Annotated in this window: 24 protein-coding genes and 3 pseudogenes; 15 read left to right on the top strand and 12 right to left on the bottom strand. The window is 70.6% G+C overall.

Going from position 1 to position 21,337, the window contains the following annotated elements; genetic code table 11:
• Positions 1-180: 180 nt before the first annotated feature.
• Positions 181-1,527, top strand: coding sequence for an MFS transporter (locus tag AB0M56_RS25435; protein ID WP_364180198.1), 1,347 nt, complete (start codon positions 181-183; stop codon positions 1,525-1,527).
• Between the two features lie 62 nt (positions 1,528-1,589).
• Here the strand turns inward: AB0M56_RS25435 and AB0M56_RS25440 are convergent, their stop codons facing one another.
• Positions 1,590-2,936 (bottom strand): MFS transporter, encoded by a 1,347-nt coding sequence (locus AB0M56_RS25440; RefSeq protein ID WP_364180198.1) that lies wholly within the window; start codon positions 2,934-2,936, stop codon positions 1,590-1,592.
• Positions 2,937-3,190: 254 nt separating this feature from the next.
• Here AB0M56_RS25440 and AB0M56_RS25445 point away from each other — a divergent pair, with 254 nt between their 5' ends.
• The 8 genes and pseudogenes from AB0M56_RS25445 (at position 3,191) to AB0M56_RS25480 (ending at position 7,622) form a co-directional block, all read left to right on the top strand.
• Positions 3,191-3,688 carry a pyridoxamine 5'-phosphate oxidase family protein gene (locus tag AB0M56_RS25445; protein ID WP_364180196.1) on the top strand — a complete coding sequence of 166 codons (498 nt, stop codon included), beginning with the start codon at positions 3,191-3,193 and terminating at the stop codon, positions 3,686-3,688.
• Positions 3,689-3,798: 110 nt separating this feature from the next.
• Positions 3,799-4,206, top strand: coding sequence for a YciI family protein (locus AB0M56_RS25450; RefSeq protein WP_364180194.1), 408 nt, complete (start codon positions 3,799-3,801; stop codon positions 4,204-4,206).
• Entirely contained in the window at positions 4,203-5,360 is a 1,158-nt protein-coding gene (locus tag AB0M56_RS25455) for a sigma-70 family RNA polymerase sigma factor (protein WP_364180192.1), read from the top strand. Before AB0M56_RS25450 ends, AB0M56_RS25455 begins: the two co-directional genes overlap by 4 nt.
• A gap of 94 nt (positions 5,361-5,454) precedes the next feature.
• Positions 5,455-5,712: pseudogene (locus tag AB0M56_RS25460) on the top strand (DNA polymerase III subunit beta); the annotation flags it as partial.
• 124 nt (positions 5,713-5,836) lie between these two features.
• Positions 5,837-6,223 (top strand): VOC family protein, encoded by a 387-nt coding sequence (locus tag AB0M56_RS25465; protein WP_364180190.1) that lies wholly within the window; start codon positions 5,837-5,839, stop codon positions 6,221-6,223.
• Between the two features lie 5 nt (positions 6,224-6,228).
• Positions 6,229-6,546: a metalloregulator ArsR/SmtB family transcription factor gene (locus AB0M56_RS25470; RefSeq protein ID WP_364180215.1), complete on the top strand. Its 318-nt coding sequence runs from the start codon at positions 6,229-6,231 to the stop codon at positions 6,544-6,546.
• Positions 6,543-6,995, top strand: a complete 453-nt coding sequence (locus tag AB0M56_RS25475; protein WP_364180189.1) for an SRPBCC domain-containing protein — start codon at positions 6,543-6,545, stop codon at positions 6,993-6,995. The genes AB0M56_RS25470 and AB0M56_RS25475 overlap by 4 nt, the downstream gene beginning before the upstream one ends.
• Positions 6,996-7,016: 21 nt before the next feature.
• On the top strand, positions 7,017-7,622 hold the full coding sequence (locus AB0M56_RS25480; protein ID WP_364180187.1) for a TetR/AcrR family transcriptional regulator: 606 nt from the start codon (positions 7,017-7,019) through the stop codon (positions 7,620-7,622).
• A gap of 41 nt (positions 7,623-7,663) precedes the next feature.
• On the opposite strand, the pseudogene AB0M56_RS25485 reads toward AB0M56_RS25480, so the two are convergent.
• The 3 genes and pseudogenes from AB0M56_RS25485 to AB0M56_RS25495 form a co-directional block, all read right to left on the bottom strand.
• Positions 7,664-7,738 (bottom strand): annotated as a pseudogene (locus AB0M56_RS25485) (hypothetical protein); the annotation flags it as partial.
• Between the two features lie 4 nt (positions 7,739-7,742).
• Positions 7,743-8,498: pseudogene (locus tag AB0M56_RS25490) on the bottom strand (SGNH/GDSL hydrolase family protein); the annotation flags it as partial.
• A 208-nt stretch (positions 8,499-8,706) separates the two neighbouring features.
• Positions 8,707-8,883 (bottom strand): hypothetical protein, encoded by a 177-nt coding sequence (locus tag AB0M56_RS25495; protein ID WP_364180185.1) that lies wholly within the window; start codon positions 8,881-8,883, stop codon positions 8,707-8,709.
• Between AB0M56_RS25495 and AB0M56_RS25500 the strand changes: the two genes are divergently transcribed.
• Positions 8,861-9,511: a trypsin-like serine protease gene (locus AB0M56_RS25500; RefSeq protein ID WP_364180183.1), complete on the top strand. Its 651-nt coding sequence runs from the start codon at positions 8,861-8,863 to the stop codon at positions 9,509-9,511. The genes AB0M56_RS25495 and AB0M56_RS25500 overlap by 23 nt on opposite strands.
• A gap of 1 nt (position 9,512) precedes the next feature.
• On the opposite strand, the gene AB0M56_RS25505 is transcribed toward AB0M56_RS25500, so the two are convergent.
• The 3 genes from AB0M56_RS25505 to AB0M56_RS25515 form a co-directional block, all read right to left on the bottom strand.
• A complete protein-coding gene (locus AB0M56_RS25505; protein ID WP_364180182.1) occupies positions 9,513-10,037 on the bottom strand; it encodes a CGNR zinc finger domain-containing protein in 525 nt (174 codons plus the stop codon).
• A gap of 188 nt (positions 10,038-10,225) precedes the next feature.
• A complete protein-coding gene (locus AB0M56_RS25510; protein WP_364180180.1) occupies positions 10,226-11,029 on the bottom strand; it encodes a pentapeptide repeat-containing protein in 804 nt (267 codons plus the stop codon).
• Positions 11,030-11,153: 124 nt separating this feature from the next.
• Positions 11,154-11,339: a hypothetical protein gene (locus AB0M56_RS25515; protein ID WP_364180178.1), complete on the bottom strand. Its 186-nt coding sequence runs from the start codon at positions 11,337-11,339 to the stop codon at positions 11,154-11,156.
• A 272-nt stretch (positions 11,340-11,611) separates the two neighbouring features.
• Between AB0M56_RS25515 and AB0M56_RS25520 the strand changes: the two genes are divergently transcribed.
• Positions 11,612-12,184: an SRPBCC family protein gene (locus tag AB0M56_RS25520; protein WP_364180177.1), complete on the top strand. Its 573-nt coding sequence runs from the start codon at positions 11,612-11,614 to the stop codon at positions 12,182-12,184.
• 59 nt (positions 12,185-12,243) lie between these two features.
• Here the strand turns inward: AB0M56_RS25520 and AB0M56_RS25525 are convergent, their stop codons facing one another.
• Entirely contained in the window at positions 12,244-13,500 is a 1,257-nt protein-coding gene (locus tag AB0M56_RS25525; protein WP_364180175.1) for a tyrosine-type recombinase/integrase, read from the bottom strand.
• 148 nt (positions 13,501-13,648) lie between these two features.
• Between AB0M56_RS25525 and AB0M56_RS25530 the strand changes: the two genes are divergently transcribed.
• Complete coding sequence (locus tag AB0M56_RS25530; RefSeq protein WP_364180173.1) at positions 13,649-14,740, top strand: response regulator receiver protein; 1,092 nt, start codon at positions 13,649-13,651, stop codon at positions 14,738-14,740.
• Between the two features lie 277 nt (positions 14,741-15,017).
• The gene (locus AB0M56_RS25535; RefSeq protein WP_364180171.1) at positions 15,018-16,439 is read left to right on the top strand and encodes a selenium-binding protein SBP56-related protein; all 1,422 of its coding nucleotides are present in this window, start codon (positions 15,018-15,020) and stop codon (positions 16,437-16,439) included.
• Between the two features lie 32 nt (positions 16,440-16,471).
• Here AB0M56_RS25535 and AB0M56_RS25540 read toward each other — a convergent pair whose 3' ends face one another.
• Positions 16,472-17,221, bottom strand: coding sequence for a hypothetical protein (locus AB0M56_RS25540; RefSeq protein WP_364180169.1), 750 nt, complete (start codon positions 17,219-17,221; stop codon positions 16,472-16,474).
• Positions 17,222-17,237: 16 nt separating this feature from the next.
• A complete protein-coding gene (locus AB0M56_RS25545) occupies positions 17,238-17,873 on the bottom strand; it encodes a TetR/AcrR family transcriptional regulator C-terminal domain-containing protein (RefSeq protein ID WP_364180217.1) in 636 nt (211 codons plus the stop codon).
• A gap of 499 nt (positions 17,874-18,372) precedes the next feature.
• Between AB0M56_RS25545 and AB0M56_RS25550 the strand changes: the two genes are divergently transcribed.
• Entirely contained in the window at positions 18,373-19,140 is a 768-nt protein-coding gene (locus AB0M56_RS25550; RefSeq protein ID WP_364180167.1) for an FAD-dependent monooxygenase, read from the top strand.
• On the opposite strand, the gene AB0M56_RS25555 is transcribed toward AB0M56_RS25550, so the two are convergent.
• Together AB0M56_RS25555 and AB0M56_RS25560 are read right to left on the bottom strand one after the other, a co-directional pair.
• Positions 19,124-19,966, bottom strand: coding sequence for a TIGR03621 family F420-dependent LLM class oxidoreductase (locus tag AB0M56_RS25555; RefSeq protein WP_364180165.1), 843 nt, complete (start codon positions 19,964-19,966; stop codon positions 19,124-19,126). The two genes, AB0M56_RS25550 and AB0M56_RS25555, sit on opposite strands and share 17 nt — an antisense overlap.
• A 98-nt stretch (positions 19,967-20,064) precedes the next feature.
• Positions 20,065-20,550, bottom strand: coding sequence for a MarR family winged helix-turn-helix transcriptional regulator (locus tag AB0M56_RS25560; protein ID WP_364180163.1), 486 nt, complete (start codon positions 20,548-20,550; stop codon positions 20,065-20,067).
• Between the two features lie 178 nt (positions 20,551-20,728).
• On the opposite strand from AB0M56_RS25560, the gene AB0M56_RS25565 reads away from it, so the two are divergent.
• Complete coding sequence (locus AB0M56_RS25565) at positions 20,729-21,325, top strand: ATP-dependent Clp protease proteolytic subunit (protein WP_364180162.1); 597 nt, start codon at positions 20,729-20,731, stop codon at positions 21,323-21,325.
• Positions 21,326-21,337 lie beyond the last annotated feature (12 nt).

Here is a 21,337-nt window from a genome sequence, read left to right on the forward strand (position 1 = left end):
GGGTTCCCGACATCGCGTCGCGAAGTTTTTCGGAACAATCGCAGACCGTGGTCTTCGGCGGATTACGACCACAAAGAGTGACAGGACGAAACGTCCTTCCCGCATCCTTCGTCAGGAATCGCCGAACCAGTGCAAGTGCCTCACACTATTGAGTGACGCCAGTCAGGAGAGGTGTGCATCATGGTTCTAGGCGACAACGAAGTCACCAAGTCAGTCGCAGCTTCCTCCGGAGACCGTCGAGTCCAGGTGCGCCGGGCGGCGCTCGCCGGGTCGATCGGCACGACGATCGAGTGGTACGACTTCTTCCTGTACAACACTGCTGCAGCACTTGTCTTCCCCCACCTGTTCTTCCCCGAGTCGACCGGCTACGCGGGCGTGATGCAGTCGTTCGCCACCTACGCCGTCGGGTTCGCCGCACGGCCGGTCGGCGCGGCGATCTTCGGGCACTGGGGCGACCGGCTGGGCCGCAAGGCGACGCTGATCGTCACGCTGCTCCTGATGGGCTTGGCGTCGGCGCTGGTGGGAGTACTGCCCGGCACCGCGACGATCGGGATCGCGGCTCCGCTGATCCTGGTGCTGCTGCGCCTGGTGCAGGGCATCGCGATCGGCGGCGAGTGGAGCGGATCGGTACTGCTCGCGATGGAATGGGGTGACCAACGCCGGCGCGGGCTGCTCGGGAGTTTCGCCCAAGTCGGTGTGCCGGTCGGGCTGGTGCTCGGAACCGGCGGCATGACTCTGCTGTCGGCCACGCTGTCGCAGGAGGACTTCGACTCGTGGGGCTGGCGGATCCCGTTCCTGCTGAGCCTGGTGCTCGTGGTCATCGGCCTCGTGATCCGGCTGCGGATCCTCGAGACGCCGATGTTCGCGGGGGTCGTGGCGAACAAGAAGACGTCGAAGGCGCCGGTGAAGGACGCGGTGCGCCACCACTGGCGGGAGATCCTGCTCTCGGCCGGTCTGCGCTTCAGCGAGCAGATGCCGTTCTACCTGTTCACCAGCTTCGTGCTCGTGTATGTGGTGGAGCGCCCGGAGTTCAGCAAGACGTTCGTCCTCAACGCGGTGCTCGTCGGTGCGCTGGTGGAGCTGGTGCTGATCCCCGTGTTCTCGCAGTTCTCCGACCGCATCGGCCGAAAACGGGTGTACCTCACCGGCTCGGTGCTCACGGCGGTGATCGCGTTCCCGTACTTCACGATTCTCAGCCACGGCGGGCACACGCTGATCTTCGTGGCGGTGATCGTGTCGCTGGTCGCGCACGCGATGCAGTACGGGCCGCAGGCCGCGCTGATCGGCGAGAGCTTCCCGACCCACCTGCGCTACGGCGGCGCCGGCCTCGGTTACCAGCTGGCGTCGGTGTTCGCGGGCGGTCCCGCGCCGCTGCTGGCGACGTGGCTGCTGCACCTGACGGGCACGCCGTACTCGGTGTCGATCTACATCGTGCTGTCCGCGGTGGTCACGGTCCTGTGTGTGATCGCACTGCCGGACCGGTCGAAGGCGAACATCGACGACGTGAGCGTCTACGCCCGCCGTTAGCGGCGAAAAGAAGGGGGGCGCCGCACCGGAATTCCGGTGCGGCGCCCCCCTTCTTTTCGCCGCTAACGGCGGGCGTAGACGCTCACGTCGTCGATGTTCGCCTTCGACCGGTCCGGCAGTGCGATCACACACAGGACCGTGACCACCGCGGACAGCACGATGTAGATCGACACCGAGTACGGCGTGCCCGTCAGGTGCAGCAGCCACGTCGCCAGCAGCGGCGCGGGACCGCCCGCGAACACCGACGCCAGCTGGTAACCGAGGCCGGCGCCGCCGTAGCGCAGGTGGGTCGGGAAGCTCTCGCCGATCAGCGCGGCCTGCGGCCCGTACTGCATCGCGTGCGCGACCAGCGACACGATCACCGCCACGAAGATCAGCGTGTGCCCGCCGTGGCTGAGAATCGTGAAGTACGGGAACGCGATCACCGCCGTGAGCACCGAGCCGGTGAGGTACACCCGTTTTCGGCCGATGCGGTCGGAGAACTGCGAGAACACGGGGATCAGCACCAGCTCCACCAGCGCACCGACGAGCACCGCGTTGAGGACGAACGTCTTGCTGAACTCCGGGCGCTCCACCACATACACGAGCACGAAGCTGGTGAACAGGTAGAACGGCATCTGCTCGCTGAAGCGCAGACCGGCCGAGAGCAGGATCTCCCGCCAGTGGTGGCGCACCGCGTCCTTCACCGGCGCCTTCGACGTCTTCTTGTTCGCCACGACCCCCGCGAACATCGGCGTCTCGAGGATCCGCAGCCGGATCACGAGGCCGATGACCACGAGCACCAGGCTCAGCAGGAACGGGATCCGCCAGCCCCACGAGTCGAAGTCCTCCTGCGACAGCGTGGCCGACAGCAGAGTCATGCCGCCGGTTCCGAGCACCAGCCCGACCGGCACACCGACTTGGGCGAAACTCCCGAGCAGCCCGCGCCGGCGTTGGTCACCCCATTCCATCGCGAGCAGTACCGATCCGCTCCACTCGCCGCCGATCGCGATGCCCTGCACCAGGCGCAGCAGCACCAGGATCAGCGGAGCCGCGATCCCGATCGTCGCGGTGCCGGGCAGTACTCCCACCAGCGCCGACGCCAAGCCCATCAGGAGCAGCGTGACGATCAGCGTCGCCTTGCGGCCCAGCCGGTCGCCCCAGTGCCCGAAGATCGCCGCGCCGACCGGCCGTGCGGCGAACCCGACGGCGTAGGTGGCGAACGACTGCATCACGCCCGCGTAGCCGGTCGACTCGGGGAAGAACAGGTGGGGGAAGACAAGTGCTGCAGCAGTGTTGTACAGGAAGAAGTCGTACCACTCGATCGTCGTGCCGATCGACCCGGCGAGCGCCGCCCGGCGCACCTGGACTCGACGGTCTCCGGAGGAAGCTGCGACTGACTTGGTGACTTCGTTGTCGCCTAGAACCATGATGCACACCTCTCCTGACTGGCGTCACTCAATAGTGTGAGGCACTTGCACTGGTTCGGCGATTCCTGACGAAGGATGCGGGAAGGACGTTTCGTCCTGTCACTCTTTGTGGTCGTAATCCGCCGAAGACCACGGTCTGCGATTGTTCCGAAAAACTTCGCGACGCGATGTCGGGAACCCGTGCGCGGCTCCGTCCCCGAGGCGAACACAGACCGAAGCCCACCGCCCGGATCGACACCACCGAGGAGAATCCCGTGGACCGCAGCCAGATCACCGAGATCCTCAACCGCCCGCTCAGCCAGGAATTGCTGGCGCGCGACCTGACCCGCCTGGCCTACGTCGCCGAGGACGGGACGCCGCGCAACGTGCCCATCGGGTTCACCTGGAACGGCACCGAGATCGTCATGTGCACCACCAAAAATGCGCCGAAGCTGCCGTCGCTGCGGGCCAACCCGATGGTGGCGCTCACCATCGACACCGAGGTGCACCCGCCCAAGATCCTGCTCATCCGAGGCCGCGCCGAGCTCGACGTCGTCGACGGGATCCCCGAGGAGTACCTGCAGATGAACGGCAGCTACGAGATGACCGCCGAACAGCGGGTCGAGTGGGAGGCCGAGATCCGCTCGCTCTACGACGGAATGGTCCGCGTCGTCGTGACCCCGACCTGGGCGAAGCTCATCGACTTCGAGACCACGTTGCCCAGCGCCGTCGAGGAGCTGGTCAAGCAGCGCGCCGAGCGTCAGCAAGCCTGAAAACCCCAGCCCGAAAAAGGTCCGCCGCGGGATGTCGAGAACCCGCGAACGGCTGCGTCCCCGTACCGAACCCGGCCAGAATGGGCCGGACCACACCAAGGAGAACGACGATGGCCAAGTACCTGCTGCTCAAGCACTACCGCGGCGCGCCGGCCGCGGGCAACGACGTGCCGATGGACCAGTGGACCCCGGAGGAGGTCACGGCCCACATGCAGTACTTGCGCGACTTCGCGGCCAAGCTCGAAAGCACCGGCGAGTTCGTGGACAGCCAGGCGCTCTCGCAGGAAGGCACGTGGGTCCGCTCCGGCGGCGAGGGCCGGCCGCCGGTCACCGACGGGCCGTTCGCGGAGACCAAGGACCTCATCGCCGGCTGGGTGATCATCGACGTCGAGACCCACGAGCGCGCGATCGAGCTCGCCGGCGAGCTGTCCGCGTCACCGGGTGCGGGCGGGAAGCCGACCCAGGAGTGGCTCGAGGTACGCCCGTTCTACGGCGAGTGCCCCGCCATCACCGAATGACGGCACCGGTGGACGAAACCCTGCTGCGGACCCTCACACCGGCGGTGATCGGGATCCTCGGCCGGCGCGGAGCGGATTTCGCGGCGGCCGAGGATGCGGTGCAGGAAGCCCTGGTCGAGGCCGTGCGCGTGTGGCCGCACGACCCGCCGCGCGACCCGAAGGGCTGGCTGGTCACCGTCGCGTGGCGCAAGTTTCTCGACGCCGTGCGCGCCGACTCCTCGCGGCGCGACCGCGAGCTGCGCGCCGACGAGGAGCCCGAACCCGGCCCGACCGAGGTCGCGGACGACACACTGCAGCTGTACTTCCTGTGCACCCACCCGTCGCTGACCCCGGCTTCGGCCGTCGCGCTCACGTTGCGCGCGGTCGGCGGGCTGACCACTCGGCAGATCGCGCAGGCCTACCTCGTGCCCGAGGCGACGATGGGCCAGCGCATCACCCGGGCCAAGAAAACCGTGGCGGGCGTGCGCCTGAACCAGGCCGGCGACGTCGGCACGGTGCTGCGTGTGCTGTACCTGGTCTTCAACGAGGGCTACTCCGGCGACGTCGACCTCGCCGCCGAGGCCATCCGGCTCACGCGCCAGCTCGCCGCCCGGATCGACCACGAGGAGGTCGCGGGCCTGCTCGCGCTCATGCTGCTGCACCACGCCCGCCGCCCGGCCCGGACCACCGCCGACGGCCGGCTCGTGCCCCTGGCCGATCAGGACCGCAGCCAGTGGGACACGGCCCTGATCGCCGAGGGCGTCGACATTCTGCAGGCGGCGCTGGCGCGCGACCGGCTGGGCGAGTTCCAGGCCCAGGCCGCGATCGCCGCGCTGCACGCCGATGCGCAGGCTGCCGAAGAGACCGACTGGGTGCAGATCGTCGAGTGGTACGACGAGCTGGTGCGCCTCACCGACAGTCCGGTAGCCCGGCTCAACCGGGCCGTCGCGGTCGGGGAGGCCGACGGTCCCCGCGCGGGCCTGGCCGCGCTCGCGGAGCTCGACCCCACCCTGCCCCGCCACACCGCCGCGTCGGCGTACCTCCACGAACGCGACGGCGACCCGGCCACTGCGGCCCGGCTCTACGCCGAAGCCGCGGCGGCCGCGCCCAACCTCCCCGAACGCGAGCACCTCACCCGGCAGGCCGCACGCCTGAACTCCCGGCTGCGCGAGTGAACACAGCCCGGGGTCAGGTGGTCGCGCAGATGTCGCGGTAGAGCTTCCGCCGCGCAGCAACGCGGCGAGCGCCGCGGCCGACCCGGCGGCGCGCATGAAGATCCGTGTCGAGCGCGACGGGCTTGCCGACGCCGTCGCCTGGGTGGCCAGGAGCTTCCCGTCCCGGCCTCCGGTGCCGGTGCTGGGTGGTGTGCTGCTCGACGCGGGTGCGGACGGGGAGTCCGACGCGCTCACGGTGTCCGGGTTCGACTACGAGGTCTCCGCCACGGTGGGCGTCCCCGCGACGATCGCCGACGGTGGCCGCCTCTTGGTCTCCGGCCGCCTCCTCGCCGACATCACCAAGGCACTGCCCCTCGGGCGCGTACCCGGTCGAACTGGTCTGCGCCCTCCGAATCCGTGCCCGACCGTGCCCACCCACCCCGGCGCAGCGCCCTGCCGCTTGACACGTAGGAATTATCCTACCTATTGTTTCCGGCATGACCGTCTCCCGCATCCAGTTCCTCACCGTGCCGGTGGCCGACCAGGCGAAAGCCCGCGACTTCTACGTCGGGAAACTCGGGTTCGAGGTCGTCGTCGATCGCAACGGCCCGGCCGGCCGGTTCGTGATGGTGGCGCCGAAGGGCGCGCAGACCGGCCTGGTGCTCGTCGACTACCCGATCTCCGGTGTCACGCTCACCGGCCCGCTGCACTTCCAGCTCGACACCACCGACCTCGACGCCGACGTGGCGGCGTTACGCGACAACGGGATCGAGGTCCCCGAGCCGCAGGCGATGCCGTGGGGCCGCGCGACCTCGTTCCAGGACCTCGATGGCAACGGCGTCGGCCTGCTCGAGCCCTCGGCGTTCGGCAACCGGCCGGGCTGAGCGGCGTGCCCGTCAACGACGACGTCTTCGCCGCGCTCGCCAACCCCGCGCGGCGCGAGGTGCTACGGCTGCTGCTCGAAGGCCCGATGGCCGCCGGCGATCTGGCCGAGCGCTTCGACATGCGCCGGCCGAGTCTGTCGGAACACCTGCGCGTGCTGCGGGAAGCCGGCCTGGTGACCGAGCAACGCGCCGGGCGCAACCGCCTCTACTCCCTCGAAGCCGCGCCGCTGGAGGAAGTCACGACGTGGCTGCACCCGTTCGAGCAGTTCTGGCGCACGAAGCTCACCAACCTGCGTGACCTGCTCGACGAGGAGGACCTGTGACCGAGACCGCGCCGAACCCGGAGGACCCGACGGCGGTGCACGTCGACACGTTCCTGCCGCACCCCGCGCGCAAGGTCTGGCGCGCGCTCACCGAACCCGAGCTGCTGGAACGCTGGCTCGCGATGCCCAACGACGTCAAACCTGTGGTGGGACACCGCTTCGAGCTGCTCGCGCAGCCGGTGCCGGCGGCCGGGTTCGCGGGCGGGCCCGTGCAGTGCGAGGTGCTCGTGGCCGACCCCGAACGCGAGCTGAGCATTAAATGGGGTCCGAAGTGGACGGTCACGTGGCGGCTCGTACCGGAGGGCACCGGAACCCGGCTGTTCCTCAGCCACGAGGGCTTCGACCCGGACGACGAGTTCGAGCGCGTGTCCCGCCGGATCATGGGCGCCGGCTGGCGCTCGCACGTGCCGCGGGCCCTGGAACGCGTGCTCAGCGCGCTGCCCGGCTGAACCCGGCTACGATCAGGCACCGTGACGGAGTCCAAACCGCTGCGCGCCGACGCCCGGCGCAACCGGGCCAAAGTGCTCGAAGCCGCGGAGACGGTGTTCGCGGCCAAAGGCACGGGCGCCCCGACCGAAGAGGTCGCACGCGAGGCGGGCGTGGGCGTCGGCACGGTGTTCCGGCACTTCCCGACCAAGGAGGCACTGCTCGAAGCGGTGCTCTACGCGCGGCTGCACCGCTTCGTCGACGAGGCCGAGGCGGTCGTCGCGCAGGACTCACCCGACGCCGGCGCCGCGTTCTTCACGTTCCTGACCAGCTGGATCGAGATGTCCAGCGCCAAGAACGCCTACTTCGAAGCCCTCAGCGCCGCAGGCATCCACGTGCCGAAGGCGGGCTCGGACGTCGCCACCCGGCTGCTGGAGGCGCTCGGAGTGCTGCTGCGCCGCGCGCAGGACGCCGACGCGGTGCGCGCCGACCTCACCGTGGCCGAGCTGATCCCGGTGATCATCGGCACGGCCAAGGCCGCCGAGCACATCGGCGCCGACTGCGCGCTGCGCGACCGCGTGGTCGCGATCCTGTTCGACGGCCTGCGCCCGGCCTTGTCAGCCGCGCACGCCCCGCGCGTCGGTGCCTGACTCAAGCACGCCTGACTCAAGCACGCCTGACTCAAGCACGCCTGACTCAAGCACGCCTGACTCAAGCACGCCTGACTCAAGCACGCCTGACTCGAGAGCACCTGACTCGAGAGCACCTGATCCGAACGGTTCCAGCACCGGGCGTTTCGGGCTCATCGTGTCGCCGGAGGACTCGCCGCGCAGGCGGCGCTGCACCCAAGGCCACGCGTGCTCGCGGCTCCAGCGCAGGTTCTCCTCACGGCGTTCGCGAGTCGACAAGCGCGGGCGCGGCCCCAGCTCGCCCGAGGTGAGGTCGTGGGGCACCCCGAGCACGTCGAGTACCGCGATCGCTATCTCGAGGTGGCCCCGGGAATTGAGGTGCAGGCGGTCCGGTGCCCACAGCCGCCGGTCGCGCAGCTGCCGCATCGACCACATGTCCACCAGCAGCGTGCCGTGGCGGGCGGCGATGCCGCGCACGTTCTCGTTGTAGATCGCGACCCGCCCGCGCATCTGCCGGAACAGCGCGTCCTCCACCCCGTCGACGCCGGTGAACAGCACGACCCGGGCGCCGGTCCCGCGCAGCCGGGCGACGGCGAGCTCATAGGAGTCGGTCAGCGCGTCGATGCCGACCTTCGGGCGCATCAGGTCGTTGCCGCCCGCGTAGAGCGTGATCAGGTCCGGTTCCATCGCGATCGCCGGCTCCACCTGCTCGGCGAGCACCTGCGGCAGCAGCTTCCCGCGGATGGCGAGGTTGGCGTAGCGGAAGTCCGGCTCACGGGCGCTCAGCACCTCGGCGACGCGGTCGGCCCAGCCGCGCACGCCGTTCGGCGCGGCGGGATCGTCGTCGCCGACACCTTCGGTGAAGGAATCGCCCAGGGATACCAAGCGGTTGGTCATAACGAGAACCCTAATGCAGCCCGAATCGTCCCTTGATCACCTTTGGTGTCACAGAGTGACGAGATTCGCTGAGATTTCTCCACGGATGGCTGAACTTCTCAGCCTCTCCGTCCGTTGTTGCAAGTGTGAAGTCACGATCCGGTCACCGTCGCTCCCGCCACGGCGCGCTGGCACTCGCCATCGTTGCAGGTGCAGGCCTCGCCGGCGGCTACGTCACCGTCCAGAAGGGTCCGGCAGCGTCGGCCGCCGGGACCGCCGACGCGGAAGTCGCGCACACGCGGGCGGGCGCGGCCGGCCAGGGCTCGTCAGCCCAGCCGAAGCCGGCGCCCAGCAGCACTGCTCCCGCCTTGCCGCCGAGCGTGATGCCATTCAACGCGAAGCTCACGTCGAAGGACATCCCCGTCGAGGGCGGCGGCGTGCGCGGCGGGGGCTGCAGCGGGTCCCTGATCGCGCCGGACTGGATCATCACGGCCGGGCACTGCTTCCACGACCTCGACGGCACCCGCGTCGGCGGCACGCCGCAATACCACATGACGGTGGCAGTCGGGAAGATCAACGACGACGACCCCCGCGGGCACGTGGTGCAGGCCGTGGACGTGCGCCAGTCGCCGGTCAACGACCTCGCGCTGGTCAAGCTCAGCGCCCCGATCACCGACATCGCGCCGCTGACGTTGCCGACCGGTCCGCCGAAGGTCGGCGAGGACGTCGACTTCGTGGGCTGGGGCTCGCTCTCGGCCACCGTCGTCGCGCCGGCCGATCACATGAAACGCGGCCACTTCGAGGTCAGCGAGATCCGCCACACCGAGCTCGACATGAGCCCCCGGGAGGCGCGCACCGTCGAGAACAGCCCGTGTCACGACGACTCGGGCTCACCGTTTTTCATCCCCGAGGGCGACCAGAAGGGCCGGCTCGTGGCGATCGAGGACAACGGCCCGGACTGCCCCCAGCCCGGTGTGGAGACCACCGCGCGCGTGGACACGATCCTTGACTGGATCCACGAGCAGATGAGCTGAGTCAAGCGCTGAGCTGCCGGGCCCGGTGGTCGGCGACGTTGACCCGCGTGCCGCACCGCGTCGAGCAGAAGCGGCGGCGGCCGTTGCGCGAGGTGTCGACGAAGGCGATCCCGCAACCCTCGCGTGCGCACAGGCCGAAGCGATCGGGCGCTTCGCACACGAGGTGGGCGAGCCCGCCGGCCGAGTGCGCCTGCACGCGTTCGACGGCCTCGGCGTCTTCGCCGGCGTAGTGCAGGTGCGGGGGTTTACCGTCGTGGCCGGAGATGTGCGGGCGCACCGCCGCGGTGAGGAGCAGCCGGTTCACCAGCTCCACCTGGTCCGCTTTGCCCGCGGCGAAGACCTCACGCAGCCGCCGGCTCCAGTCGAGGATGCGGGCGCCTTCGTCGTCGGTGAGCCCCGTCAGCGTCATGCCGTGGGCCCGGCAGGTGCTCAGCACGTCCTCCGCCGAGACGCTGTCGTCCCGAGCCAGCGTGGCCAGCGCCGCGGCCACCTGAGCGCCGGAGCCGCCGTAAGGGTTGAAGTGCACTGACTCATTACAGCACGATCGGGGCATGGATGAGAACCGTTGCCCCCGTTGTGGCTGGCCCCTGGCCGAACTGCCCCCGTCCGCCGTCGTGCCCGCCTCGCGCGGCAGTCGTGCCGACTACGTTCGCTGCCTGTGCGGCAGCTGGGTCGCACGGCTCGGTGGCGTGGTGGTCGGGTCGACGCGGCCGGCTACCAGTGAGCGGGCCGGCTGAGGCGCTCGGTGAGCTGGGTCGTGGCGTCGCCGCGGGCGGCGTTGACCTGCGACTGCGTGAGGAACAGGCACGCGGTGAGGTCCGCGCCGCGGACGTCGGCGTCGCGCAGGTCCGCCCCGATCAGGTCGGCCTGGCGAAGATCGGCGCCGCGCAGGTCCGCGGCGATGAGGTAGGCCCCGCGCAGGTTCGCGCCCCGCAGGTCCGCGTTCGCGAGCTTGGCTCCCATGAGATCCGCACCCCGGCGGTCCTTCTTCTTGCCGCGCACCCCATCCCGCACGAGCCGGCTCGTGGCCTGCAGCAGCACGTCCACGCGGGCGCGTTGCTCGGCGACGTCCAGCGCGAGCAGGGTGTCGGGGTCGCTCAGCGTGAGTTGTTCGGTCTCGGCGAGCGCGGCGTCGAGACCGGCGTGCAGCTCCCGCGTGACAGCCAGGGACCGGGCTTCGGTGAGGTACCAGAGCAGTTCGTGCAGCTGGCGCATCACGGGCAGCGCGGCGAACATCCGCTTCGCGCCAGCCGGTTCGCTGCGCCAGTCGCGCCCGGCAAAGGTGATCTGCGAGATCTTCTGCCCGGCGCCGAAGCAGTCGTAGACGGTGCAGCCGGAGAACCCCTTGTCCCGCAGGCGATCGTGGATGCCGCAGCCGAACTCCGGTTCCAGGTTGGGGCACGGATCGCCGGCCGCCTTGTTCATCGCGAAGTCCGCGGAACGCGTGAAGGTGAGGGCGACGCAGCACAGCCCGAAGCAGCTGCCGCAGTCGGCAGTGAGCGAATCGTGGTGGGACAAGTGTTCTCCTGGCCGGCGGGGTTCTCACCAGGGTATCGGCGCCGCTGTTGGCGCTCTGGACCACCGGCACGGCGACTGGCAGGCCTTCGGCCTGCTGTGATCCCCGGTTGGATGGCCGAGACTGTCAGGACGTCCAGCCGGCTGGTTTGTCCGGCGAGAAGTATGCGGCGAACATGTCGAGGGCCGGCTCGACCAGGAGGGCGTACCGGCCCTCGACGAAGCCGGCGTGCTGATCGTTGCCCAGCTGGAGCGAGCCGACGCCGGCACCGAGGGCGATGAACAGACCGACGCCCCGTTCCGACGCGGCCACCGGATGCAGCTCATGGCGATCGACGGCAGCCGTGAATGCCCGGCATGGTCAACTCCTGCACGGCCAGGCTGGGACGGTACGCCTGCGGCGACGGTTCGAACCCGGGCACCGCCGGGAGGGCGCAGCCCGACCCGCCTCGCCACCTCCGACAGGTTGAGCGCGGTGGCACCCTTCTCGGTCACGACCTCGAGCGCCGCGTCGAGGATCTCCTCGATCGCCTGCAGCCGCAGCCGCTCACGCCGCCCTGAGGGCGGCGAAGTGCGGAGAGCGACGTGCGTCGCGAGGCCGGATCGATCGGCGGTGAGAAGCATCTGCTCCTGGGAGGGGACGATGTACGGCTCACCCGCGACGAGGTGCGTCGGCATGTCGAAGCCGACCCTCGGACGCTCTACGACCTGGTGTCGGACGTGACCCGGACGCCCGAGTGGAGCCCGGAGGTGATCGAGTGCCGTTGGCTCGACGGCGCGAGTGGTGCGGCGGTGGGCGCCGAGTTCCTCGCGCGCAACAAGCGGCGATGGTTCACCTGGTCGAACAAACCGGTCGTCGAAGTCGCGGATCCGGCACGGGAGTTCAGCATCCGCCGGACCGAACGCGGCGGTGGCGGCATCCGGTGGAGGTACGTGTTCCGCCCGGACGCGACCGGTACCGCGGCGATCGAGTCCTACGAGGTCGTTGAATCCGTGCCGCGAGGCCTGCACGTGATTCTGCGGGTGTTCTTCGGCGTTCGAGATCTGGAGGCCGACCTCAACGCCAACATGCGCGCGAGGCTCGATCGGCTCGCTTGGATCGCCGAACGGGAATCTGCCGCCACCGGGCACCGCGCCGCCGGCTCGCCGGAGGCCTGACCACAGCGCCATGACAAGACCACAGCGCCGTGACAAGACCTCAGCGCCGTGACCGGACCTCAGTCGGCGCCGGTGTCGTCGGGGAACCAGCTGCTCGCGACGAGGTCGACAGCGCTGCGTTCCGGGGCGCGGGCGGCGTGGTCGTAAGTCTGCTGGGTGGTGTCGATGCTGCTGTGACCGACGTCGGCCTGCACGTGCACCAGTTGGGCGCCCGCTTCGACGGCGGTGGTGACGTAGAAGTGGCGCAGCGCGTGGGGGTGCATGGCGCCGGCGACGGGTTCGAGGTCGGTGCCGCCGGTGGCGGTGATGCGGCGGAGCAGCTGCCAGATCGCCTGGCGTTGGTAGCGGTTGCCGGTGCGGGTCTGCAATAGCGGCGACGGCGGTGCGTGGCGCGCTTGGGTCCGGCGTTCGACGGTGGTCTCGCGTGAGGCGGCCGCGGTGTCGCGGGCGGAGAGGTAGCTCATGAGCGAGTTCTCGGCCGGGACGCTGAGGTAGACCACGCGCGTCTTGCCGCCCTTGCCGAGCACGCGCAGCGCGCGGCGGCCGCGGGTGACGTGCAGGTCGGAGCGGTCCAGCCCACACAGTTCGCTCACGCGCAGCCCGAGCGTGAAGAGCGCGACCACGGCCACCGCGCGCGCCGTGTCCAACGGACTGGCGCCGCGCCGGGGTGTGCCGGCGGCGGTGTAGAGGGCACGGACCTGCCGTGTGGTGAGGGTGACGGTGCCGGACGTGCTGCTCGCGGCCGTGGCGAGGCCGAGCCGGCGGCGGTTGAGGGCGGCGGGGTTTCCGGTGACGAGGCCCGTGTCGGCGAGGTAGCCGTAGAGCGCTTTGACGGTGGCGAGCATCCGGTCGCGCGTCGCGGGGGCGGCGTTGGCGGCGGCGAGGGTGTCGAGCCAGCTCTTGACGTCGGCCGAGGTGGCGGCCATCGGATCGAGGCCGCGCGTGACGCACCAGCGGAACCAGTGGTGCGCGCGCAGCCGGCCGCGCGGTGCGGGCGGGGGAGCGGTGGCGGAACTCGGGCTCGGGCTCGGGCTCGGGGTGAGGCGGAGGGCGTCGGCGTAGTGGCGGACGGCCGTCCGCCAGGTGTCGAGGTGGCGCCCCGGTTCGGCCCACTCGGCGAGGTCGGCCGCGGTGACGGGGAGGCCGAGTCCTTCGGCGTAGGTGCGGCGGGTGGCCTGGTTTCCGTAGCCGGCGAGCCAGTCCGCGATCGCGTCGAGCAACGCGGCGGGGTCTTCGACGCCCGGCCACACGTCGTGGTCGGCCGAGAGGGGGTACCCAGTTTTCGAGGCGGTTTCGAGGCTCACGATCTCACTCACAGCTGCTGGTTCCGTCACTCTCCGTCGATCAATCATCTTCTCTGGCAGCTTAGCAACAAAAGCTCTCTTCTGTAGCTGACCTAGGTATTAAGTTAAATAACTACAACCTCGGTTAGAAGTTATATAACCAATCAGATACGCTTCAGGGGTGACTGAGGGAGCTGTGATCGAGGACCGGACGGCGGCGCTGTGTGGGTTCCGGCAGTGCCGGGCGCCGTTGCCGCCGCCGGGACCGCGTGGGGGCCGGCCGTTCGAGTTCTGCCCGGACCGCCGCTGGCCCGGGGACCGCACGTGCAAACAACTCGCCGCCGCCGACCAAGCGCTGCGCGAAGCACTGGGCGATTCGGTCTCCCACGCCGGCCTCACCGACGCGGCCGCGCAGTTCGTCCGCGCCGCCACGGAGCTGGGTGGGCCGCTGCAGACCCTGCGCAACGCCCTCGACAGCGTCGCCGCCCGCGCCCAGGACGAGGTGACCTCCGCCCTCACCCGCGCCGAAACCGCGGAAGCCCGTGCCACCGAAGCGGACGGCCTCCGCCAAGCCGCCGAAGCTCGCGCAGTGGAAGGCGAACAAGCCACCGCCGCCGCCCAGGCCCACGCCCAGGAACAGGCCGACCTGGCGAAAGCCGCCGACGAAATGGCCGCGGCAGCGGTGAAAGCCCGCAAGGCGGCCGAGCTCGACCAGGCCCGCGCCGAAGCCTCCGCCACCGCCGCCGCCGAACGCGCCGAGCGCGCCGCCGGCGACACCCGCACCGAACGCGCCCGCGCCGACGCCCTCGCCGCGGAGCTCGCTCAACGCTCCGAGCAGCTCGCCGTCCGCGCCACCGAACGCGACGCGGCGCTCACCAGCCTGGCGCAGGCACGCGCGCGCGAAGAGGAGGTCCGGCGGGACCTCACCGGCCGGCTCGACCAGGCCAACGAGGCACTCACCACCGCCCGGGCCCACCTCGGAGACCTGGAGCGACGTCTGGACGCTGCTCATCAGCACCAGCGCACGGAATCCGCCGCCTCGGCCGAAGCCGTCGCGGAGGCGCGCAGCCGGTCCGCTGTCCTGGCCGGCCGGCTGGACGCGGCCGAGGAGCAGCTCACCCGGGCCGCGGAGCACCACGCCGGCTTGCGGTCCCGGCTCGAGCGCGTGCACAGGCTCGCGCTGGCGACTCCCACCGAGAACACCGACCTGCGCGCGGATCTGCTGGCGGAACTGCTCGATCTGCCCGGGGAGACCCCTCCGCCCGGGCCGTGAAGTTTCAACCGCACGCCGCTTCGGCCGCCGTGAGACCACGCCGTGCCGGCCGGGGCGACTGACGGTTCGCGCACCTGCCGTGGGCGGCGTTCGGAGCCGTTTTCCCTTGAGCAGCAGAGGAAGGCGGTCGTCGTGCGCCGGTCGCGCACCGAGCATGTGGCCGCCCGCAGTTCCGGCAGAGCCGTCGCACGCATCGTCTGACGTGCGCGTTCGTGCCTTGCGGCCACGACGGCACGCGCGGGACATTCGGGGAATCGGACAGGGGAGGGAGAACGTGATGACCGGGCAGTCAGCACAGTCACAGACCGATCCGACCTTCTACCGCAGCCCCGGCGACGCGATCGCGGCCCCGCCGGAGAAGCTCGCGTACGTCGTGGCATTCGACCGGACGGCCGCCAAACCGGATGCCCTGGCGACGGTCGACGTGGATCCCGACTCGGGCACGTACGGCAGCGTGGTCGGCTGGTCGGAGCTGCCAACCATCGGCGATGAGCTGCACCACTTTGGATGGAACGCGTGCAGTAGCGCGTTCGCGCACACCGGGCACGACCCTGACGGCCTGCGCCGCCGATTCCTGCTGCTGCCCGGGATCCGTTCGTCGAACATCCACGTGTTCGACACCCAGCCCGATCCGCGCCAGCCTGTCCTGCACAAGACGGTGACCGCGGCCGAGCTGGCCGAGAAGGCGGGATACTCCCGTCCGCACACCTCCCACTGCGGGCCGGACGGCGTGTACGTGTCGTGTCTCGGCGCCGGGGAAGGCTCGGGCGGTCCGGGCGGCATCGCGCTGCTCGATCACGACACGTTCGACGTGGTCCGTGCGTGGGAGACCGAGCGGGGCCCGCAGTACCTGGCCTACGACGCGTGGTGGCACCTCAACCGCAACGTCCTGATCAGCAGCGAGTGGGGCACCCCCGCGATGGTCGAGGACGGCATCGATCCGGAGCTGCTGCTGGGCCACAAGTACGGGCACGCGCTGCACTTCTGGGACCTGGCCGAGGGCCGGCACCGCCAGAGCGTCGACCTCGGCGAGCAGCACCAGATCGTGCTCGAGGTGCGCCCGTCGCACGACCCGGACGCCACGTGGGGGTTCGTCGGTGTGACGGTGTCCACCGAGGACCTGTCAGCGTCCGTGTGGCGGTGGCACCTCGACGGGGACACCTGGGCGGTGGACAAGGTGATCACCGTTCCCGCCGAGCCCGCCGACGCCGCGGACCTGCCACCGGCGCTACGGCCGTTCGGTGCCGTGCCGCCCCTGATCACCGACATCGGCCTCAGCGTGGACGACCGGTTCCTGTACGTGTCGTGCTGGGGCATCGGCGAGCTCAAGCAGTTCGACGTCAGCGACCCCGCCCGGCCGCGGGAGACCGGCTCGGTGCGCCTCGGGGGCATCACCGGCCGGGTCCCGCATCCGGCCGCGCCGTCGCTGCAGCTCTCGGGTGGCCCCCAGATGGTCGAGGTGAGCCGCGACGGTCGCCGGATCTACGTCACCAACTCCCTCTACGGCGCCTGGGACGACCAGTTCTACCCGGACGGCGTCGGGGCCTGGATGGCGAAGCTCGAGACCGATCCCGCCGTCGGCGGGCTGCGCGTCGACGGGAAGTGCTTCCTGCACGGCGACGACTTCCGTGGCCTGCGCCCGCACCAGGTCCGGTTGGAGGGCGGCGACGCCTCGTCGGACTCGTACTGTTTCCGTTGACCTGAGCATCCGACCGCGACCGGCCGAGTCGGTCAGCTCGCGGTTTCGGTGAAGGGGGACGCGCAGAGACTGCAGGTGATCGGCCCCAGCTCGAGGATCGACCGGGCCGCGCGGATGCGGCGCGGCTTGTCGCACCCGCATACCGCGGCCACGTAGTTCGGCCCGCCGCGGTGAGCACCGCGGCCGTCCACCGGCGCAATCACGACTGGAGTCGGTGCCGGCACGACGACATCGGGCTGGTCGGGATCCGTGGGCAGCGGCTGCGGAGCCTGCGCACGGACCGCGACCTCCTGCTCGGTGTGCCGCCACACCGTCAACGCCCTTTCGAGAGCGTGCAGCGAATCCGCGTAGGCCTCGATTGTCTCGGGCAAGGCGGTGGTGGCCGACCACCCGATCCGATCCGCCTGCTCGGCCCGTACACCCAGCTCGTGGGCGAGCGCCGCGAACCGTTTGTTGTGGTACCGGCCGTCGCTCACGTCCACGATGTCGCGCGTGGCGGCGAGACCGTGGGCGGCTTCGTGCAGCGTGGTTGCCAGGATGTCGGTGGCGGGGCGGCGCAGGCCTTCGGCACCGAGGAAGAACTCGGCGCGCGGATCCTCGCCGGGGCCGACGTGCCAGCGGGAGCGGGCGAAGTGGCCGTGGATCTCGGTGGTGGTGCCCATCGTGCCGGATGCCAGGACGAGGATGGCCTCGGGCACGTCGGGGTGGCGGCGGCGGATTTCGGCCCACAGCTGTTCCATCGCGTGCATGACGCGGGTCGTCGGGCCGAGTTCGGGGATCACGCCGCGATTTTGCCGCTTAAGCGGTAACCGGGCCATCGAGGCCGTCGAGGACGCGGGCGAGGCCGGCGTCGAACGCGATGTCCGGGTCGGGGTGGGAGCCGAGGTCGACGGCGCGGGCGAGGGTGGGGTAGCGGCCGGTCGCGAGCATGCGCCGCAGGTAGGGAGCGGACGCGCGTTGCCACTGCGCTTCGTCCTGGCCGGACTCGCGTTCGCGGCGCAGCTCGGTGATCTCGCTGCGGACGGCGCCGGTCACGTAGGAGTGCACGGCGCGCACCGCGACGAGCGCGTCGTCGATGTCGCCTTCGTCGGCGGTGGCGAGCGAGGCTTCGAGGTAGGCCAGCGCGTTCGGGCCGAGCCCGGGACGCCCGCCGAGCAGGTCGGCGAACCATTCGTGCCGGTGTGCCGCCGTGCGAACCGCGTGGGCGAGCGCCCGCAGGCCCGTGCGACGGTCGGTGCCGGGCTCGGGCAGGGGCAGCTCGCCGTAGACGGCGTCGGCCATGAGGTCGAGCAGTTCGTCCTTGGTGGAGAGGTAGCCGTAGAGGCGCATCGGCCCGGCGCCGAGCGCAGCCCCGACCTTGCGCAGCGACACGGCTTCCAGCCCTTCGGCGTCGGCGAGCGAACAGGCCGCGGCGACGATCCGCTCCCGGCTCAGCGGGGTCGGCGCCGATCTGGCCGGCGGCTCGGGCCGTTCTCACACCAGTTCGCTCATCGCGGTAACGATACACCGCACTTGTTGATACATCGTATTGTAGAAATACGCCGTATCGATCGGAGTCCTCCTGCCTCGTATCGCCATCGCCGGAGGGGGCCTCGGTGGCCTGACGCTCGCCCGGGTCCTGCACGTCCACGGCATCCACGCCGACGTCTACGAACGCGACACCGGCCCGACCGCTCGCATCCAGGACGGCACGCTCGACCTGCACCCCGCCGGCGGCCAGCTCGCGCTGCGCGAAGCGGGGCTGACGGCCGGGTTCCGCGCCATCGCCCGGCCCGGAGGGCCAGGACCTGGCGCTCCACGACCACACCGGCACCCCGCTGCTGCGCGAGGACACGCCCGACGACGCGTTCGGCCGCCCGGAAGCCGACCGTCCCGCGCTGCGCAAGCTGCTGCTCGACGCCCTGCGCCCGAGACCGTCCACTGGGGACGCGCCGTGGAGGACATCACGCCGCTCGCCCACGGACATCGCCTGCACCTGGCCGACGGCAGCGCCGCCGACTGTGACCTCCTCGTCGGCGCGGACGGCGCCCGTTCCCGCGTGCGTCCGCTCGTCACCCCTGCCGAACCGGCGCACACGGGCGTGAACGCGATCGAGCTCGTGATCCCGGACATCGACCTCGCCCATCCCGCGCTCTCGGTGCTGGTCGGGCGCGGCAGTTTCATGGCGATCGGCCCCAACCGCACGCTGTCCGCGCAGCGCAACGGCGACGGCAGCGCCCGGGTGCACCTGACGATGCGCGGTGAGGAGGACTGCTTCGCGACCTCGGGCATCGCGTTCGACGACCCGGCGACCGCCCGGATCCAGCTGCAGGACCTCTACGCGGGCTGGGCCCCGGAGTTCCTGCAGCTGGTCGCCGCGGCCGAAGGACCGATCACGCGGCCGCCGATCACGGCGCTGCCGGTCGGCTTGAGATGGGATCCGGTTCCAGGCCTGACGTTGCTGGGCGACGCGGCGCACCTGATGCCGCCGTTCGCCGGCGCGGGCGCGAACCTGGCGATGCTCGACGGCGCCCGGCTCGCCTTGGCGCTCGCGTCGGCAGAAGACGTGCGCGGCTTCGAGGAGGAGATGTTCGCCCGCGCCGCCGAGGAGGCGCGGGACTCGGCGGCGAACCTGGCGAAGTTCCTGTCGCCGCGCGGCGCCCAGGGGGTGCTGGAGCTGATGCGGTCCCTGTGCGCCGTGGACGTCAGCTCAGGTGCTTGATGACCTCGGCGAACGCGGCGAGGTGCGGTTCGAGCACGCTGATGTAGGTGGTGCCGAACGTTTCGCGGTACCGCTCGAGCCGCTCCGCGATCTCGCGTGGCGAGCCCACGAGCACACCGGGCAGCTCGGCGAGCTGTTCGTCGGGCAGGCCGCTGGCCTGACGGATGACGCCGAGGTCGAGCGCCTCGACGCTGTCGCCGACGGCGGCGACGAACAGGTTCAGCTCGATGTCGCCGAAGCGGTCGCCGGCGGCGTCGCGCAGCACCTGCACGCGGTGGGCGAACGCGTCTTCCGGGGCGGTGCCTGCGGTCACGCCGGCCATGATCGAGAAGCTGAAGATGTCGGCTTCGCGGCCGCCGAGTGCCACCATGCGGTCGCCCGAGCCGGACAGCATGATCGGCGGCACCGTCGCGCCGGTTTCCGCGGCCAGCAGCTCGCGTGTGGCCTTGAGCGTGGACTCCAGCTTGCGGATGCGCTCACCGCCGGAGCCCATCGGCACGCCGACGGCCTCGAACTCGTTCGGCATGTAGCCGGTGCCGAGACCGAGCTCGAGCCGGCCGTCGGTGAGGCGCTGCACGTCGGCAACGTCGCGCGCGAGGTAGGCAGGGCTGAGGATGCCGGCGTTGAGCACGTAGGTGCCCAGCCGGATGCTCGTGACGTCCGCCGCCGCGACCAGCGCGGGGAAGGGCGAGGGCATCCCGAGGTGGTCGGGCACCTGGAGCACGTCGTAGCCGCGGTCCTGCACCTCGCGGGCACGGGCGCGCCAGTCCGTGCGGGAGCCGACGTTGAGCAGGGAGACCCCGAAGCGGAACGGGCGAGTAGTCATAGGGGCGGATCCTTCGCATGCGGACGAACGGAGAAAGCCGGTACGGCCTCCGGCTCACACGTACGCCACGCTAGTCCCGTTCACCGCCATGATCGAGATCACGAGGTTTCGCGACCCTTACCGGTGACGCGGGGTTCGCGCAGGTGGTCGAGGACCCGCCCGAGCTGGTGGACGAACTGCTCGCGCTCGGCCGCGGGCAGGGGCGCGGTGAGCTCGTCCTGTACGTCGTCGAGGGCTTTCGTCATCGCGGCGAGGTGGGTGCGGCCTTCGCCAGTGAGGGTGACGACGTTGCGGCGCCGGTCGGCCGGGTCGGGTGCGCGCAGTACCAAGCCGGCGGTCTCCAGCTCGCCGACGGCCTCGACAACGTAGCTGCGGTCGATGCGGCAGCGCCGTCCGAGCGCGGCCTGGCTCGCGGGGCCGAACTCGTCGAGGGCGGCGAGCAGCGCGTAGTGGTAGCGGCGGAACCCGGCGGCGTCGAACGCGTCGCCCACCAGCCGCGTGACCTGTGTGGCGAGCTGGGTGACGAGCCAGCTGGGCCGGCTGCGCAACAGGGTGGGGACGCGGTCGTCCCCGGTGTTCTGCATGGGCAGAGCGTAACGGCGGCCCGTGGTCGCGACGCGGGAAGTGACTGCTTCGCGCAGCTACCTCGGGTGATCGCCGGGAGCGAACCGCGCACGCCGTGAGCGAACGCCGTCCCCACGGCCTCGTCCGCGCTCCTACGTTCGGGGCGGACAGGGATCTCGCACGGAGAAGGAGAAGACGATGACGCTGACGGTGGTTCCCGCGATGCACGCGGCGGGGCAGCAGCCGAACGAGTCGGTGTACGAGCAGTTGCTGCGCGACCGGATCGTGTTCCTGGGCACCGAGGTGACCGACGAGGTGGCGAACCGGATCACGGCACAGCTGTTGCTGCTCGCCGCGGACGACTCCGAAAAGGACATCACCTTCTACCTCAACTCGCCCGGCGGCTCGGTCACGGCGGGGATGGCGATCTACGACACGATGCAGCTGGTGAAGCCGGACGTGGCGACGTGGGGACTGGGGTTCGTGGCGTCGATGGGGCAGTTCCTGCTCTCGTCGGGCACGCCGGGCAAGCGGCACCTGCTGCCGAACACGCGGATCGTGATGCACCAGCCCTCGGCGGGGATCTCGGGGGCGGCGACGGACATCGCGATCCAGGCGGAGGTGTTCGGGAAGATGAAACGGCGGATCGCGGAACTCACGGCGGCCCAGACGGGGCAGCCGGTGGAACGCATCACCGCCGACGCCGACCGCGACCGGTGGTTCGACGCCGAGGAGGCGCTGGCCTACGGGTTCGTGGACCACATCGTGGGCGCGGAGCGGGTGGCGACGGCCTGACTGGCCCTTCCC

The sequence above is a fragment of the Amycolatopsis sp. NPDC051372 genome (assembly GCF_040682095.1).
In the GTDB taxonomy this organism is placed as follows: domain Bacteria; phylum Actinomycetota; class Actinomycetes; order Mycobacteriales; family Pseudonocardiaceae; genus Amycolatopsis.